The 16,866-nt window shown below is 54.7% G+C and carries 18 protein-coding genes; 2 read left to right on the plus strand and 16 right to left on the minus strand.

Annotated elements, in window-relative coordinates; all coding sequences use genetic code 11:
- Nucleotides 1-21: 21 nt before the first annotated feature.
- From tilS to yabN, 13 genes are all read right to left on the minus strand, one after another.
- Nucleotides 22-1,446, minus strand: coding sequence for a tRNA lysidine(34) synthetase TilS (gene tilS / locus ET464_RS14570; protein ID WP_129442072.1), 1,425 nt, complete (start codon nucleotides 1,444-1,446; stop codon nucleotides 22-24).
- 82 nt (nucleotides 1,447-1,528) lie between these two features.
- A complete protein-coding gene (locus ET464_RS14575) occupies nucleotides 1,529-2,452 on the minus strand; it encodes a protein kinase domain-containing protein (RefSeq protein ID WP_129442074.1) in 924 nt (307 codons plus the stop codon).
- Nucleotides 2,436-3,161 (minus strand): vWA domain-containing protein, encoded by a 726-nt coding sequence (locus ET464_RS14580; RefSeq protein ID WP_129442076.1) that lies wholly within the window; start codon nucleotides 3,159-3,161, stop codon nucleotides 2,436-2,438. The genes ET464_RS14575 and ET464_RS14580 overlap by 17 nt, the downstream gene beginning before the upstream one ends.
- 200 nt (nucleotides 3,162-3,361) lie before the next feature.
- A complete protein-coding gene (locus ET464_RS14585; protein WP_129442078.1) occupies nucleotides 3,362-3,694 on the minus strand; it encodes a hypothetical protein in 333 nt (110 codons plus the stop codon).
- Between the two features lie 145 nt (nucleotides 3,695-3,839).
- Nucleotides 3,840-6,344 carry a stage II sporulation protein E gene (gene spoIIE, locus ET464_RS14590; RefSeq protein WP_129442080.1) on the minus strand — a complete coding sequence of 835 codons (2,505 nt, stop codon included), beginning with the start codon at nucleotides 6,342-6,344 and terminating at the stop codon, nucleotides 3,840-3,842.
- A gap of 507 nt (nucleotides 6,345-6,851) precedes the next feature.
- Nucleotides 6,852-7,361, minus strand: a complete 510-nt coding sequence (locus ET464_RS14595) for a S1 domain-containing RNA-binding protein (RefSeq protein WP_129442082.1) — start codon at nucleotides 7,359-7,361, stop codon at nucleotides 6,852-6,854.
- Between the two features lie 106 nt (nucleotides 7,362-7,467).
- Nucleotides 7,468-7,788, minus strand: coding sequence for an FtsB family cell division protein (locus tag ET464_RS14600; RefSeq protein WP_129442084.1), 321 nt, complete (start codon nucleotides 7,786-7,788; stop codon nucleotides 7,468-7,470).
- A gap of 37 nt (nucleotides 7,789-7,825) precedes the next feature.
- The gene (gene yabQ, locus ET464_RS14605) at nucleotides 7,826-8,449 is read right to left on the minus strand and encodes a spore cortex biosynthesis protein YabQ (protein ID WP_244226546.1); all 624 of its coding nucleotides are present in this window, start codon (nucleotides 8,447-8,449) and stop codon (nucleotides 7,826-7,828) included.
- Complete coding sequence (gene yabP, locus ET464_RS14610; protein WP_129442086.1) at nucleotides 8,446-8,730, minus strand: sporulation protein YabP; 285 nt, start codon at nucleotides 8,728-8,730, stop codon at nucleotides 8,446-8,448. Before yabP ends, yabQ begins: the two co-directional genes overlap by 4 nt.
- A 99-nt stretch (nucleotides 8,731-8,829) precedes the next feature.
- On the minus strand, nucleotides 8,830-9,606 hold the full coding sequence (locus ET464_RS14615) for a DUF817 domain-containing protein (protein WP_129442088.1): 777 nt from the start codon (nucleotides 9,604-9,606) through the stop codon (nucleotides 8,830-8,832).
- Nucleotides 9,607-9,731: 125 nt separating this feature from the next.
- Nucleotides 9,732-10,007: an RNA-binding S4 domain-containing protein gene (locus tag ET464_RS14620; RefSeq protein ID WP_129442091.1), complete on the minus strand. Its 276-nt coding sequence runs from the start codon at nucleotides 10,005-10,007 to the stop codon at nucleotides 9,732-9,734.
- 3 nt (nucleotides 10,008-10,010) lie between these two features.
- A complete protein-coding gene (locus ET464_RS14625; RefSeq protein WP_129442093.1) occupies nucleotides 10,011-10,283 on the minus strand; it encodes an HU family DNA-binding protein in 273 nt (90 codons plus the stop codon).
- A gap of 175 nt (nucleotides 10,284-10,458) precedes the next feature.
- A complete protein-coding gene (yabN, locus tag ET464_RS14630) occupies nucleotides 10,459-11,937 on the minus strand; it encodes a bifunctional methyltransferase/pyrophosphohydrolase YabN (RefSeq protein ID WP_129442095.1) in 1,479 nt (492 codons plus the stop codon).
- A 261-nt stretch (nucleotides 11,938-12,198) separates the two neighbouring features.
- Between yabN and ET464_RS14635 the strand changes: the two genes are divergently transcribed.
- Nucleotides 12,199-13,335 carry a glycerate kinase gene (locus ET464_RS14635; protein ID WP_129442097.1) on the plus strand — a complete coding sequence of 379 codons (1,137 nt, stop codon included), beginning with the start codon at nucleotides 12,199-12,201 and terminating at the stop codon, nucleotides 13,333-13,335.
- A gap of 131 nt (nucleotides 13,336-13,466) precedes the next feature.
- On the opposite strand, the gene ET464_RS14640 is transcribed toward ET464_RS14635, so the two are convergent.
- From ET464_RS14640 to spoVT, 3 genes are read right to left on the minus strand one after another with little or no spacing between them, the layout of a single operon-like run.
- A complete protein-coding gene (locus tag ET464_RS14640) occupies nucleotides 13,467-14,618 on the minus strand; it encodes a PdaC/SigV domain-containing protein (RefSeq protein WP_129442099.1) in 1,152 nt (383 codons plus the stop codon).
- 16 nt (nucleotides 14,619-14,634) lie between these two features.
- Complete coding sequence (locus tag ET464_RS14645; protein ID WP_165280012.1) at nucleotides 14,635-14,844, minus strand: hypothetical protein; 210 nt, start codon at nucleotides 14,842-14,844, stop codon at nucleotides 14,635-14,637.
- A gap of 4 nt (nucleotides 14,845-14,848) precedes the next feature.
- Entirely contained in the window at nucleotides 14,849-15,391 is a 543-nt protein-coding gene (gene spoVT / locus ET464_RS14650; protein WP_129442103.1) for a stage V sporulation protein T, read from the minus strand.
- Between the two features lie 487 nt (nucleotides 15,392-15,878).
- Here spoVT and ET464_RS14655 point away from each other — a divergent pair, with 487 nt between their 5' ends.
- Entirely contained in the window at nucleotides 15,879-16,841 is a 963-nt protein-coding gene (locus ET464_RS14655) for a LysR family transcriptional regulator (protein WP_129442105.1), read from the plus strand.
- Nucleotides 16,842-16,866: the final 25 nt, after the last annotated feature.

The following is a 16,866-nucleotide window of genomic DNA, read 5'->3' on the forward strand; positions in this document are numbered from 1 at the left end:
TTATGAGTATACCGGCGTTTCTTATTCATGCTCCATGCGAACATGCAAAATGCTTTCTGTTTGGCCGGCCTGGGCCAGTGCATGCCCCGATCTCCGGATTCCCGGAACCCATAGCAAACGCCCCTCTGCATCGCACAAAATCGGATACCGTTCGCGGAGCGACGGAGCGACTTTGGCGTCAACGAACATATCTTGCACTTTTTTGGAGCCGTTTAATCCTAAAATGTTCATCCGGTCTCCCGGCTGCCGATTTCGGATCTTAAGCGGAAATGTCAGCTTGCTCATATCAAAGCAGGCTTCATGGCGCCCTTCAGGCATCCTGTTCGCTTCGGCTGGCAGCACCGTAAATGTAAAAATAGAAGCAAATTCGTTCACCGTTACGCTGCCTGCACCGTGCACTTCATATGGATAAGAGCCTTCGGCCGGAATTGGACGGGCTTCATCAAGCCGGACAAACCGAAGCTTGCCGTATTCTCTCAGAAACCGGATATTTCCGCCGGCATCCAGCTTCCATGTGCTTTTGGCACCTGTGCGGGCGGCTGCGCGCATACTCTCGATCTGCTCAAAAGACACGGAATCCGCGTCTTGAGAAAGATAATTTAATATTAGTTTAATCAATCTCCTTTGTAAAGCGACATGGAGTCCCGCTAACGACTCGGCGTCCAGCTCGGCGCCGGATGGAGTTACAGCCACCGTTTCACGAAAAATCTTCTCCGCTTCATGCTCCATCCAGTCGTCTTCCGCACCCGCTATATGGGCCAGCCTGCATAAAGACCCGGTAAAACCCGGGTTAAGCCGGGACAAGTAAGGCAAGACGTCCAGCCGGACGACATTGCGAAAGTAATCCCGCTTCTCGTTGCTGCTGTCTATACAATATGGGATATGGAAATCAGCGCAGTACTGCAGAAGCTCTGACTTTCTCATACGAAGCAAAGGCCGGATGAGTTCCACGTTTTTTTCGCTTCTTCTCATAGCAATTGCTGCCAGGCCGGTTGTGCCCGTTCCCCGCAGCAGCCGCATCATTACCGTCTCCGCCTGATCGTCGGCATGGTGCGCCAGGGCGATAATGCCCGCCCCATGCTTTTGCGCCGCTTCATGCAAAAAGGCGTACCGCTTTGTCCGCGACGCCTCCTGGCTGTTCATCCCTGTTTCTTCTATATAATCTGGCATATGGAGAGCCGCATGCTCGAAAGGAACGCCAAGCTGCGCCGCGTAATCGCGGACCATTACCGCTTCTTCCTCAGATTCCGCCCGGAAACCGTGATTGGCGTGCGCAGCCACAAGCGCGATCCCTTCTTCGGCACGAAGCCTGCTCAGCATATGCAGTAAAGCCATCGAGTCCGGTCCCCCCGACACCGCAACAACCACCCGGTCTCCTTTCCTCCATAGCTTTTCTTCTGCAGCCAGCCGCTTCAAAGCGCGGAGCCGGCCATCGTCTCCCATCATCCCCATTGCCTGCCTCTACTCCAATCTATGTTGTACCTTTACGTTTCAACCCGTTATGTATAAAATCACGGCCGGACTCCCGCTACAGCCCATTCCGCAGCAGCCAGTATACCGAACCGGCCAGCAGCAGCACCGATGCGGCAAAAAGCCCCTTCATCCATAGCGGCACGCCGTTATGGCGAGCAAGCTCGCGGCGGTGCATGAGCTGCCGCCACAGCTCGGACGCTTCCGCCGTTGATTGGAAGCCGCCGTGGAACGCCCGGCTCAGCCAGCCGGCGTACGGTTTTAACGCCGCGTGGCCTTCGGCAAGCTCCAGCAGCTCCTCCGCCGAACGGTTTTGCGGCAGCAGCTCCTTCGTCAGCTGCAGCAGCCGCTTGGGCTCATGGAGCTGAAGGCATAATACGCCGAAGGAAAACAGATCGTACCCGCTGTCCGCCGAACGGCTGCCCATATTCCAGTACCCGCGGTCGTATATTTCCGTAAACTGCCGGACGCTTTTGCCGGCTGCGGTTACCCCGCCGTAATCAATGAGCTCGACATGGCCGTAATCGAGCGCCATCACATTCTCCATCTTCAGATCGCCGAACACCCAGCCGGCCCGGTGCAGGTCCGACAGCCTGTTCAGCAGATGGAGGCCCAGCAGCGGAAACCATTCCGCTCCGTGGCGCTCCATGAACTGCGTCAGCGTAACGCCTCGCACATAACGCATGATATAGAAAGGATGCTCCCGGCCTCCGATCGACACAAAATCATCTACATCAATAAGGAAAGCTTCCCGGCCGCTGCGCCGCTGTCCCGCAATCGTCTGCAGCACGTTGATTTCCGACTGCAGGTCGACAGCGTCCATGCCAACCTTCATGGCATACCAGGCGCGTCCATGCTCCACCAAATACACTTTACCGTTGGCGCCTTCGCCAAGCAGCTTCTCCACACGGTATTGCCGTCTTTTCCATTTCCCCACAATAACCGTGCCTTTGCGAAGCTCCAGCTTATACGACGTAGTCACTCATCATCCCATCCGTTTCATCCCTGCTCCCTTTACCATAAGCTTCCGCGCGGTAAAAATCAATGACCTGCATAATCGCAGGGCCGGTAGGCGTTGTGCCGCTCATCGGCAGCTTCGTAAATATGGAATGGACGCCGGACAAATCGGAGGTCCAGCCGATGTCCATAATGCATTCATCCCCGTGCCTGCTTCCCGGAAAATGAAAAACGCACAGCTCGCTTTGCCCCTGCCTGGCCTGCAGGCTCAGCATCAGGTCGCGAATGGCTTCCTCGACCGCCTGCAGCTTCGGCTTCATGCTGGCGCTGGCGTCGATCAGCAGCGCGACCTGCAGCTTTTGCGTCTCGCCCAGCTCGTCGATAACGCGGACGACCTCGCTTCTTTTTTCCGGAGGCAGCGCTTCGATGGAGCCATTGCCGAATACTTGCTTCAGCTCCTTTTGCACCGCGATCTGCACCGTCTGCATAACCGTCTTGCGCGTCATCATCTGCACGGTTTGCGACAGCTGCCTCGTATTCACCATGCGGCTGAGGCCGCCTCCCGCTCTCGCAATCTCGTCAATCTCGGAAGCGCCCAGCTCGCCGACATCGCCATGATCCAATATGCCTATTACATTAACGGTAATGCCTTCTCCCTGCGCATGGGCGGCAGCCACAACAGGGCTCATCCCTACGTTGGAGCATCCGTCCGTCACAAGCAATATTTGTTTCATCGTCAAACCCCTCCTTCTGAATTGAACCGCTATTCTATCAGTTTTGCCGAATTTGAGAGGGTTAAACGAAAATAGCCCGAAAATAAAAAAATAGAGCTGACTCATAGAGTAGACGTCTCTACCTATGAGTCAGCCCCCAAAGGGACAGCCACAGCATCGAAAGCAGCAGCAGCGTCCCTTGCTCCTTCTCATCCGGCTTACTAATCCGGTTTGTCACCGATAGCGCAAATCTGTCGGTCTTTCCGTCTGGGCCGTGCCGCTCGTCCGGCCGCTGCGGAAAGCGGCTGCTTGCCGAACGCATGCCGCTGTCCTCGGCGCGCATAGACGCCGGATGCTCCCAGCATGCCTTTGCGCAGCGACCGCGCATTATAATAACGCCCGCCTGGGGTTCGCTTGCGCCTCACTCCCGCCATCTCCGCCGCCGAACCGCTTTCCTCACGCGGGATGATCAGCTTCAGCATCCCTTCCTTCCGCATGCCGGAACTGATCCGTTCACTGTACTTCACCCATTGCAAGCTTATTTTCAGATTCATCTATTATCCGCTCCTTTAAAAAATAGTGGTTGATATGAAATCCCTTTAACGGGTGGCGATACTTGCGAAAAGAGGGCTGCATGCCTGAATAATCCGGTCCGGCTGCCGCTCAGCATGCCGTCCTTATCCGTATGCCTGCGGCAAGTCAGCTCACCGTCCTCGGCCGCTCCAGCTTGTCCAGCCCCGGCCACCGGAAGGAAGCCCATTCGGGCAAATGCTTATCGACGCGCGCCACCAGCACGGTCATGTCGTCCACGATATCGCCTTCATGATGCCGCACGACCGTTTCCAGCAGCATATCCGCTATTTCCTGCGGATCATCCGCTTTCATCTCCTGGATGATCCGCTTCATCCACATATCTTTATTCACCGCATAGCCGGGGGCGTCATAGATGCCGTCGCTCATCATAATAAGCGTATCGCCCGGCTGCAGCTGCATAGAAACAAGATCAAAATCAATGTCCTGCAAAATGCCGATCGGCAAATTGTTAGCGGTAACCGGTATCACCTCTCCGCCTCTTTTAATGTAGCTTGGCGTTGAGCCAATTTTCATAAAGGTTGTCATAGCCGTATACAAATCAATAATGGCTAAATCTACGGTTGCAAACACTTCGTCCGGCGAGCGGAGCAGCAGAATCGAATTCACCGATTTGACCGCCAGCTTCTCGTCCATGCCGGATTGCAGCAGCTGCTGCAAAATGGTAAGCGCGGCGCTGCTTTCTTCGCGGGCGCGCTCGCCGTTGCCCATGCCGTCACTGATGGCGACGGCATATTTGCCGTTGCCCAGCTCGAGCATCGCAAAGCTGTCTCCCGACAGCAAATCTCCGCCTTTGGCGGCGCCGGCGATGCCGGTTTCAATTTCGTATTCCTTTGCCGAGCCGAACACGGCTAACGCCGGCTCGCCGCTTTTGGCCGGAGCGTTCTCCGACTTGACGGCGATATGCTCGCCCAGAATATCACTGAGCAGCGGCGCGATTAATTTGCGGCATTCATCGTATCCTTTATGGAACGTGTGGTATACGAGAATTTCTACATTCCCCTCCTCCAGGTTAATAACCTCGATTTCCTGAATCGATAATCCTAATCCCTCCAATGCTTCGCGGATTTGTTCTTCCTGCAGATGAAGCGTCATCCCCTCCCGTTTAATTTCTTTGGCGAGGTCCTCCATGACCTGGGACACGCCGGCTAATTGATCGGCAACAAGCTGCCTGGAATCGAATAATTGTTTCCGCCAGTGCATATCATTTTGATATAGCTCGTACTCCTGGCGGATAATGCCCAGCACCTGCGGAACTTTGGAGCAATGGGCATTCCAGTGGCGGGGGACGTCCTTGGGCAGCAACGTTTGCCCTTCCCGCACCGCCTCCATCATCTCCGTCATAATTTTGTTGGTCTGAAAATATTTGTTCTCCCAGCATACTTTCTGTTTATGGCAGCTGGCGCAGCTCTGCTCGCATACGGCCGTCATGAATTGGTTCAGCTCCCGATCCTTGCGGGCTGCAGACGTCTCGGCGGCAGATGAGCCCCCGAATTGTCCAAAGCTGCGGGAAAGCTGGCGGAATACTTCCGAATATTGAGAGACGCGGTCGGCCGTCACTTCGCGTACCCTTTTCGCATAATCATGCTGGCTTTGGGCATGTTCGCCCGTTCCCGGCACATAACGCGCAATAATGCGGATCATACTGCGCGGCGTAAGCAGAAGCAGCACTGCCGCCGCCACCGATTCCCAGGTCGAAGCCATCACATCGCTGCCGCTGCCGATATAGACCGATAAGATCGAAGTGCCCAGCAGCATCCCGAAAGCGGTCGCCATTTTGCCTCCTTCACGAAGCAGTCCGGCCAGCAGCCCTGCAAAAGCAAGCAAACTCATCTGCACAATCGCCTGCAAATCCGCAAGGCTCAGAATAAGCCCGGCAACGACGCCTACCGATGCGCCCAGCGGCGCCCCTCCGGCGAGGGCAAACAGCAGCAGCGTATACCGCGACATCACATGTTCGGCCGACAGCCCGTACACCGACCAGCCCACGAGGCCAGTCATAACCGAAGCAAGCATAATCATGAGGCAAATAATTTCCTCATTGCGCAAAGTAGCTGTCTTCTTGGACATCGTGAGCACCGGCAGCGCCTGAATGAACACAAGCGTCAGCACAAAGCTGAGCGATGCTTCAACGACAATCATCATAAAGTGGTACCAGCTCAGGGAATCTCCGATCAGCACCTGAAACAGCTTGACCACCAGCGTAGCGATAAACACCAGCAGCGGGGCCGACGTCAGCTCGGCTTTCTCGAACGTCTCCAGCCCCTTCAATAACAAGAATAAAGCGGCGATCTCCATCCCGATCCATAACGGCGCCGGCTCCATTGCAAACCAGCTGCCCGCCACAAGCGATAACGCCACCCACGGGTATACATCCTTTCTCATAAAATAGATAACGGCGAAATAAGCAGCGGCAAACGGCATCAGCGACTCCAGCAGCACCGCCCGTCCAAACAGGAAGCCAAGCGCTACAAGCAGCAGCGTCCATTTTTTTGCCGCAATCAACTGGACAGGTCTAAACCCGGAAACAGCATCATATGCTCTCTTCAACAGGGACCGGGCTTTGCCCGTCCTTTTCGTACCCGGAAACATGACGACGTTTTCTTTACTCATCCTTACGGACACCACCAATCAAAAGTAATGTGTTTCCAAGTATAGGGGCCAGTCCGTATGAAGTTTGTCATTATGCGGAAGCAGCCTGAATTTTTTTTCCGACAAAAAGAAATGCCGCTGCAGCGATTGTCAGCAGCGCCGCAACCGCTTGATTTGCAAGCGGTTTCACTGTTTTTGCTTCCGGTTACGGGGACATGCCTTCAACAAAATACGAGGTCGCCGATCGGCGTTTTGGCTGCAAATACAGCGCCAATCGTGTCGGGAATGCTTGAGAATCCGAGTAAATTTTATTTCGTGGCGAATTACAGGGAAGGCGGTTTGACAAAAAGAAGCATAAGCCTCCGTAAGCGGGCGGGCTGCCGACGTTCTTTGGCGGTATGCCGCGTTTTATTGCGGAAAGCGGCCGCCGGGGGAGTAGAGCGCGGTAATCGTGCCTGAAACAAAAAAGCCTGCCCGGGTATGCCGGGCAGGCTGCTGAAGTTTATAAACATTATGAGAGGTGACGTATTAAACCCTTTTGGCTCCGCGGCCGCCGCGTTTGCCTTCCGTGTTTTTCTTCAAGGAAGAAATCCGTTCTTCACTATCTTTCAGGAAGCGTGACATTTTATCCTCGAATGACGGTTTGCCGAACGATGGTTTACCATACGATGGTCTGCCAGTCGAAGGCTTGAATGGACGTCCACCTCGGTCCCCGCCGCCACTTGGGCCGCCGGCACCAGCGCGATTGAAGCTACCGCCGCCGCCTGTGCGCTCACGCTGCGGAGGTTGTTGACCTGCAGGCCGGTCAATTGCCTGTTTGATAGAAAGCCCGATCTTACCGTCTTTGTCCACGTTGATCACTTTCACCGTAACGATGTCATCAATCTTCAGGTGATCCTTCACGTCCTTGACGTAGTTATCGGCAATCTCCGAGATGTGAACGAGCCCTGTGACACCTCCCGACAAGTCGACAAATGCTCCGAAATGCGTAATGCCTGTCACTTTACCCTCTAACTTGGCGCCCACTTCAATTGCCATAAAATAAAATGTTCCTCCCTAAAATTTTTGCGAAATAGCTATACAACGTGATTATAACCGAACCGAAGAAGCAAGGTCAACAGACGTTCACCCGTTTTCGAAGCGGCTATTTGACCACTTGTATCACCTTTTCTCCTTCTTTTACCATACCTTGTTCTTTCGTTGCCAACTGCTCAATATATTCCGGATCGTTTAATTTATCAATCTGCTCGGAAAGGCTTTGTTTCTGCTGAATGGCTTCGTCCCGCTGCTGCTTCATGGTGGCATAACGGCTTGCCGTCTCCTGCTGCTGCTGCATCTGTCCAAAAAACGTATAAGCTGCCCATCCCATAAAAATGACCATGAATGCAAGCCAAATCTTCATTCTGCGCTTAGAGCCGGGTCTGGCTGCCGGTTTGTTCGAATTCGTTGCCGCGACAATCGCCATTAGCGAAATATACCTCCCTCGCTATTCTATTCAAAGTTTAATCGGACCCTTTGCTGCGCTTAAACCATCGGTTCCATAGCGATCCGGCTTTGGCGGCAAGCCCTTTGGCTCTTGATGCCAGCTGCAGCCTGCTTGCGTAAGGGCCGGCCCGCTTGATGAGCGGCCTGGCAATAGGACCAACTATCCATTTGGCCAGCAGCCAAAATGGACGAAGTAATTGTACCACAAGTTTTAACAGGAAAATAGTGATTGCAGTCGCAAATCCTAAAATTACCCTTGCCAATTTGTACAGCAGAAGCAACGGTTTTACAATCGTCCATTCCAGCGTCTTCAGCAGAAGGCGAATGAGCGTGCGAACCGCCTCAATCAGCCAGCGGACGATTGCGGAAACCGCTTTGCTAAGCAAAAAATAATAAACCAACACCCCGACAAACAGCCCCAGGAACACATATATGCGCACCTCGCCGTTATTGCTGGCATACAGCACCCGGAATACAATCAGAGCCGCCGCGATCCAATAGGCCAGGTCGAGGAATGGAAGCCACCACTTCGGAAACTTCAGCTCGGTAGATACTACCCGGTAGCTGTCGAACACAGCACCCATCCCAAGACCGGACAGCAGCATAAGCGCCATTGTCCACCATTGCATACTAAGCGTCACTTGAACAGCTTCCCGAACAATCCTTTAGATTTGCCGGTGTTATTGCCATCCAAATAGGCGAGTGAATGGATGAGCCCCTCTATGATGACAAGCCCCTGTTCCAAATTAAGATGCTTAATGTGCAAGTTCTGCCCTTTAATCGTCAAGAAACCAAGCTCGGTCTCCAGCAGAAATTCCTCGGTGTCGAAGCTGTCCACATTCCGCGCACCGGTAATTTCCAGCAGTTTCCGGTTCTGCAACCTCAATTCCTGATTTTTCTGCACCTTGCTTTGTTCCGCCATGAACCTGTCCCTCCCGCTCCAAGCGCAGCAGCGTATGCGGCCGGCGCATCCCGCGCGCATGCTTGTACTTAAAACTAGCTTATGGGACAGGATAACGGTTTAGAACCGGGCTTGCCGCTGCGCGCCTTTTACATGCTTCAGTTGGGCGACGATAATCACGCTGATAACGACAAGCAGAAACCAGGAGCTGATTTTGCCGAAGCCAACAATCGTCCAATGCTGCGCCTGCCCGGGATACGTCCAGGCGCCAAAAAAAGTCGATATATTTTCCGCGACCCAAATAAAAAAGCCAATCAGCAGAAACGACAGCACCATCGGCATGCTGTATCTGCGCCCCCGCACCGCAAAGCTGACCTTCGTCCGGTAAAAGACGATCACAAGCAGCACGGTCAGCACCCAGCGCAGATCGGGCACATAATGATGCGTAAAAAAATTCAAATAAATCGCCGCGCTGACAGAAGCGGCGTACAACGAGCGCGGCCAGCCGGCAATATCCAGCTGCAGCCTGCGCCAAGCCTGGCAAATATAACTCGCCACGCTTGCGTACATGAACCCGCTGTACAGCGGAACGCCTCCCACCTTCGTCCATGCTTCACCCGGGTACGACCAGGAGCCCATATGCACCTTGTACAGCTCAAGCATAAGCCCGATGATATGGAACATACAAATAACTTTCAGCTCGTCGAACGTTTCCAGCTTGAACGCCAGCATGCCGGCCTGAGCCAGCAAGCAGATGAGCAGCATCATATCGTAACGGTGAAAATAAGGCACTTCAACCGCCTTGGTCAGCGCCAGCGCCGCAAAAATGATGACCGGAAATATACAGCTCAAAGCCTGCTGCCAGCCAAATGCGACAAGCGACCGAATAAACCGCATCTTGTTCCCCTCTCCGCCCGTATAGGCTTTGCGATCCCGGCGGCAGCTTGCTTTGCCTGCTTGAAGAAACGGGCCAAAGCAAAAAAACCGCCTGCAAGCTTAACGCTTGCAAACGGCTTTATGTTTCACTGCCAGCCATCATCCGGCTTGCGCTGTTCTTCTTTAAGTAAGGTGTAAAGCTCGCCTGCTTCTTCTTTACGGGTCGTCTCCGCAATCCGCTCGACGCGGACGGTTACGATTTTCTGGCCGTACTGAATTTGCAGTTCATCCCCCGGCTTCACTGTGCTGCTCGCTTTCGCTTCGCGCCCGTTAATCCAAACCCGCCCTTGCTCGGACACGTCCTTGGCGACTGTGCGGCGTTTAATCAACCGGGAAACCTTCAGAAATTTATCAAGGCGCATGCCTTATTTGATTGCTTCTTTCAGCTTGTTGCCTGCTTTGAATGCAGGAACTTTGGATTCTGGAATCGTGATTTCTTTACCAGTTTGCGGGTTGCGGCCAACGCGGCCGGAGCGTTTGCGAGTTTCGAAAGTGCCGAAACCGATCAGTTGTACTTTATCGCCTTCTGCAAGAGCGTCTGTTACTTCACCCAAAAAGCCGTTCAGAACAGCTTCAACGTCGCGTTTAGTCAAGCCGCTTTTTGCTGCAATGTTGTTGATAAGGTCTGTTTTGTTCATAAATAATAATCCTCCCAAAATACCTAAATTTGTAAGTTGGCGTCATTACGCCTACTTTCATGGAATTTTCTATTGTACACGAAGATTATACATTCTGCCATTCCATAAAAAATTCCTGCTTGTCCCAAAAAAAAATTGAGTAATTTGGTGATTGCCGGCGAATTTTGACGAATAATTAAAGTTTCAAACGTTTCGCTTCTTCCCACCATCTGTCCATTTCTGTTAAATCAGTCTGGTCAAATTTTCTGCCGCTTATACGAAGCTGTTCCTCGATATAAGCAAACCGGGATTTGAACTTGGCGATTGTCCGGGACAGCGCTTCTTCCGGATCGGCGTCAATAAACCGGGAAACGTTGACGGCTGCAAACAGCAGATCGCCCAGCTCGCCGGCTTGTTCATCCGCGCCTTGCGTCCGGATCGCCTTGCGCAGCTCTGCCAGCTCCTCTTCCACCTTGGCCAGCACCGGTTCCAGCTCGCCCCAGTCAAATCCGACCTTGGACGCTTTCTTCTGCAGCTTGTAGGCCTTCATCAAAGCAGGAAGATCCGGCGGAATGCCGTCCAGCGCCGATTGCTTGGACGGGTCAAGCCCTTTGCGCCGCTTCTCCTCGGCTTTCATCTGCTCCCAATTGCCCAGCGCCTCTTCCGCGTTGCCGGCTCCCATGTCGCCAAACACATGCGGATGGCGGAAAATGAGCTTTTCATTAAGGGTTTGGATAACATCGTAGACTGAAAAAGCGCCAACTTCTTCTTCCATCTGGCTGTGCAGCATCACTTGCAGAATGACGTCGCCAAACTCCTCGCGCATCCCGTCGGGATCGTCTTGATCCAGCGCTTCAAGCGCTTCGTACAGCTCTTCGATGAAGTTTTTGCGGATCGACTGATGCGTCTGCTCGCGGTCCCACGGGCATCCTTCCGGACTGCGCAATATGGCGACAATTTCATGCAGGCGGTCGAATGAGCGGTTAAGCAGTGAAGGATCATCCGAACGCGGAACCCAGATCAGCGACAAATTGCCGAAGCCGGATACACGATCCAGCTCATACAGCGGCACGCGGATGATCTGCTCCTCGCCCGCAACGCCCAGCGCATGGGCCACAACGACTTCAAAATGGTCGGGATACCGCTCCATCAGCGCAAGCTTTACATCGGATGCGGTGAATGTATCGTACACTTGCCCGATAATGGTATGCATTTGCGGGCGGATTGCAGAAGGGGACAGCCCTGCCGCATCGAGCAGCGCAAAGCCGTCAATCGGATCAATGCCAAGCCGCAAAAACGCCTGATCCAGGAAGCTCTCGCCGCCCAATATAGCAAGCGTCCCTTCCGGGCACCGTTCCCGAAGCAGCTGCACCGTCCTCTCCGCAACCATCGGATGGCCCGGAACCGCATAAACGATCGGCTCCGCCGAACTTGCCGCCTCTTCCAGCAGTTTAGCTGCAATGGCTTCATACACATCCGGGAAGCTGTCCATTTGCTCATAAACGGAATCAAAGGAGACAAAAGAAATGCCCTGCTCCTTCAGCAGCGCCATCATCGGATGGTCCGCCGTCCGGACGAAAACACGCGCCGCCGACTGCAGCCTGCGCCATACGCCAAGCGTCAGCTGATCGGGGTCGCCCGAACCTAAGCCAACGACGGTAATTTGCTCGTTCACTCGTAATTCCTCCTTTGTGCAATGCGATGCACGGATGCCTACTGCCATATATGCTCAGAAAATCTGGATGGACATCAAACGTTAATAACCAAATGCGGCCGCACAGCCCGCCTCAATTGCCGCCATGCCAATTCACGTTTACCCGCTCTATAGTTTACCCTTCGGCACCCGCTTTCGCAAACCTGTCCGGCCGGCGTTGCTTGCCGTCCCGCCTTTAGATATATAATAATATTACGACAACCGCCATGGAGCGTGATTCCGATGAAAATTGTCATTGCCCCGGACAAATTTAAAGGGAGCCTGACGGCTGATGAAGCGGCCGCCGCTATCGAACGCGGCGTTCGGCGCGCCGTGCCGGATGCGGATACTATCCGCATCCCGGTGGCGGACGGCGGCGAAGGGACACTGGACAGCCTTGTCGCTGCGGCAGGCGGCTCGAAAACGCCGGTGGCCGTAACCGGCCCGCTTGGCGAACCGGTTACGGCCGAATATGGCGTCATCGGCGGCGGGCGGACCGCCGTTATTGAGATGGCGCTGGCCTCAGGGCTGCTGCTCGTGCCGGCGGAACAGCGCGATCCGCTGCGCGCCACTACATACGGCACCGGCGAGCTGATCCGGCATGCGCTGGACGCCGGATGCCGGGAGTTCATTATCGCGCTGGGCGGCAGCGCGACCAATGACGGCGGCGCCGGTATGCTGCAGGCGCTGGGCATGAAGCTGCTCGGCGCAGAAGGGCAATCCGTCCCGCCCGGAGGCGGGCAGCTTGGCCGCATCGCGAAAATAGATGCGGCGCAGTGGGATAAACGGATTGCGGAGTCGGCGTTTACGATTGCCGCCGACGTGCAAAACCCGTTTATCGGCGCCGAAGGCGCCACCCGCGTATTCGGCCCGCAAAAAGGGGCCGGGCCGGCCGTTATTGAGCAGCTGGAGCAGGCCATGTCCAGCTGGGCGGACCGCATCGCCGAGGCAACCGGCATGCGGCTGCATGACAAGCCCGGCGCCGGTGCAGCCGGCGGCTTGTCCGGCGCGTTCCTCGCGTTCTTCCCCGCCCGGATGCGGCGGGGCATCGACGTCGTGATGGAGCAGGCCGGCGTCAGCCGCCTTCTCCAAGGCGCTGATCTGGTGCTGACGGGCGAGGGGCGCATCGACGGGCAGACCGCCGGCGGTAAAGCGCCGCTTGGCATTGCGCAGGAAGCGAAGCGGCAAGGCGTGCCCGCCATCGCGCTGGCCGGCGCGGTTGGCGATGGCGTAGCGGCGCTACACGCCCATGGGCTGTGCAGCGTTCACAGCATCGCCAGCAGCCCGATGCCGGCCGAAGAAGCGATGGCTAGTGCGGCGCAGCTGCTCGAGCAGGCTGCCGAGCAAATTATGCGTGCATTTGCGTGCGGCCGCCGCTAGGCCGCGCTGCATGCCGCGGCGCACGCCGGCACAGCAACCGCCGGCTGCTTGACGCCGTCGCCCCTTCCAAAATTATCAACATAAAACAACCCGGCTTCCTCCATGGAAAGCCGGGTTGTTTGGATTGTGGCTTAACGGATCTCGCCAACGACAACGGTAAGGCCGTCCAGCTCGACGTCAAGCTTCAGCACATCACTGAACAACGAAACGGGCACATACGTAACCCCGCCGACGAGCACCGGCGCAGCGCCCAGCTGAACTGCGGCTTCGCCTTCGCGGGTGTAGCTGTCTTTGCCCGGCACAACGAATACTTGCGCCGCGTCTTTGCTGAGCACAGTGCCTGTCTTGCTCCACTGCACCTTATAGCCAAAATGCTCGGCTACGGCGCGCAGCGGCAGCAGCTTTACGCCTGCGTCATTTTGAACATAAGCCAGGGCGTCGGCTGCCGCACTTCCTTGCGGCTGAAGCCGGATCGCGTCAGCCGCAGCAGATGCCGCTGCCCCCGCATCCGGCAAATGTACCGGGATTTCGATAATTCCGGCTGCGTACGGGGCAATCTCATATTGCTGGAACACGATAAACACTTGATTGCCTTTCACATAAAAAACATGATCCGCTGTAATGCCTGTAAACGCGTCCGGGAAATACATATCCGGTTCTTCCGCAATTTTATCGTTAACCGCCTTGTTTACGATCGCTGCGTAACCTGTGCCGAACAGTTTCTCCAGCGTAAGCGCCGAGGCCGTCTGGTCGTTCTGCACATTGTAGGTGTCGATGCGGGTGCCGCCGTGAGCGCCGCCCGAGAACGAATAGGTCGACACCACAAGCGACAGCCTGCCGCCGGCTGCTTCGCCGCCGTCGGACTTTAGTTCATATGTAATGGTCAGATCATGCGGCCGGTATTCATAGCCGACTTCCTTGGCCGAAGCGGCATCCTCCGCTGCATCCTTTTGGAGCATTTCCAAATCCTGCGCCGCCTGCTTCTGAATACGGTCATTTAGCTGCTGTTCGTATTGCTTATCCGCCATGCCTGAAATAACCGGAACTTGCATATCTAACGTGTATAGGTCGTTTGTTTCTTTTTGCGTCTGCGCCGTTACCGTCACCGGAACCCGGACCGCTGCCGAAATCGGGACCGCTGCAACCGGAACTGCGCTGGAAATGTTCTCAAGCGTAGCTGCCGGAGCCGCCGCTTCGGCTGCCGATGCCATCGGTACAGCCGCAGCCAGCAAACATGCGCCGGCTACCGTGGCGGTTAACATTTTGAAAGGATGTGTACGCATCTTGATCCTCCTGCCGTTATGTCTTCGTTATTTTACCGTTATTTACTATATCGCAAGCGTACAGCCAAAAAGTTACAAAGCGGTAAAACAGGCTGCCGCAGCGGAACCGCAGCCGGCCCGGGCGCAGTCCTGCCATATTCGGCAGGACTGCGCCCAGAGCAATCGCAAAAAAACCAACCGGCATCGCTGCACGGTTGGTTTCAGCGCGCAAGCATCCGCTGCGCATTCGCTTATTGTTCCATTTGCTTCGCCAGAAAACCGGCTGCGGTCTCCGTCATTTTGGTCTCCAGCTGCCCCATTTTGACAGAATCGTCCTTGCTGAGCAGCACAACTGTGCCGATCGGATCCCCGCCAGCGACGATTGGAGCTGCGACGTAGGAACTGTAGGCGTCCTGGTTGTCTTTTACAATTTCGTAATTGCCGCCGGTAGTTTCCACCAGCGTTTTACGATTTTCCATGCAAGACTCCAGCGCAGGGCCAATCGGCTTGTCCAGCAGCTCTTTTTTGGAGGCGCCGGCTACAGCGATAATGCTGTCGCGGTCGGTTATAAGCGTAATATGATTCGTGCTTTCATACAGCGATTCCGCATACTCCTTGGCGAAGTCGCCAAGCTCGCCGATAGGCGAATATTTTTTCAAAATGACCTCGCCATCGCGGTCAACAAAAATTTCAAGCGGATCTCCTTCGCGAATGCGCAGCGTGCGGCGAATTTCCTTCGGAATCACCACACGTCCCAAATCATCAATACGACGCACAATTCCAGTTGCTTTCATTTCATGTTGCCCCACTTTCCTAGAGGATTTTGAATCGACTGGATGAACCGAAGCCTGCCTTACGGGCAAAGCTGCGTTTAGCGGCAGGCTTATTCGCCACGGGTGCCTTGCTCCGCTGCCGGCAGTTTCCCGCCATGCGCTGCAGCGATATGGGACATTCCTTCGTATGGGAAGAAAACCGCCTTGTAAAAGCAGAGGCCATTCCTTGCCGCTTAGGCGGCTGGCAGCAAACTCTGCATCGTAAGAATAAGCATCCCAGCGGGTACAGTCGCCGTGATTTGCTTGACTGGCTTCCACAATTGCCGGGCTTATACTTTCCTTGAGCGAATGTGAAACTGACCATAGTATTCATCCGCTCCCATTTTCTTATACGCTCCGGGATGGGTGCAAAGCATGAATTTGAATGCGCTTACTTCATTTACAATTGACAATGATAATTATTTTCATTATCATAAATCGGTAATCCATATCGTACGGGGTGAAGGCCGTGAAAGTGCTGGAAAAGCTTGAAACATTCCTTGTATTGGCCGAATGCGGTTCCTACACCGAGGCGGCGAAAAAAATGTACTGCTCTCAGCCGACCATCAGCAACCATATTCAACAGCTGGAGGAACATTATCAAACGAAGCTGATCGAGCGGAGAGGAAAAAAAGCCGAACTTACCGAACAAGGGGAAATTGTGCTGGAGTATGCCCGCAAATTGACTTGCCTGATCGCGGAATCGGAAACGATGGTGCGCAAATCGCAGCAAAAGCAGGAGCGCATCATGTCCCTTTATGTAAGCAACTATATATCGGAATATTTTTTCGGGCGGATTTTGTCCCATTATCATGGGGCGTATCCTTCTCAGCTGCTGGAGATTTATACGTATTGCTATAGCGATTTGCGTACGGCACTGCTGGAAGGCAAAGCCGACTTTGCGTTCTTGCCGTTGTATGACGATTCCTTGTTGGCCGCTGAATTCGATGCCGTTCCGCTGTTTGAGGAGGAGCTGGTTTTTGTCATCTCGCCGAGCCATCCGTGGAAATCCCGCAAAATGATCTACAAACGCGAATTCAGCCGGCAGACGATTCTTCTGCCAAGCAGCCCGTTTATATGCAGCACGATCAAGCAGGAGTTGCAGGAGCACGCGCAGGCTCGTTTTCTGCAAATGAGCAATTTCGGCACAATCAAGCAGTCGGTCCAGGCCGGAATCGGAACCGCGTTCCTCCCTTATGAAGCGGTGCGCAGCGAGCTGGAGACCGGACAGCTGCTTACGATTCCTATAGCCTCGCTGCAGCTGATCCGCTCCAATGGGCTGGTTGTCCGAAAAGGGAAGCGGCTGTCCGAAGCCGAGTACAATTTCTGCGGGCAGGTGCGGCAGTTTTTCTCCCAATATTACCAGCGTCCGGCACCGGTGCAAGCCGGCCGCACCCCTCATCAGAACGTTCCTGCACCCGGTGCATCCTGAATGGATGTGCCGGGCAAAAGGAGCG

The sequence above is a fragment of the Paenibacillus protaetiae genome (genome assembly GCF_004135365.1).
GTDB classification, from domain to species: domain Bacteria; phylum Bacillota; class Bacilli; order Paenibacillales; family Paenibacillaceae; genus Paenibacillus_AP; species Paenibacillus_AP protaetiae.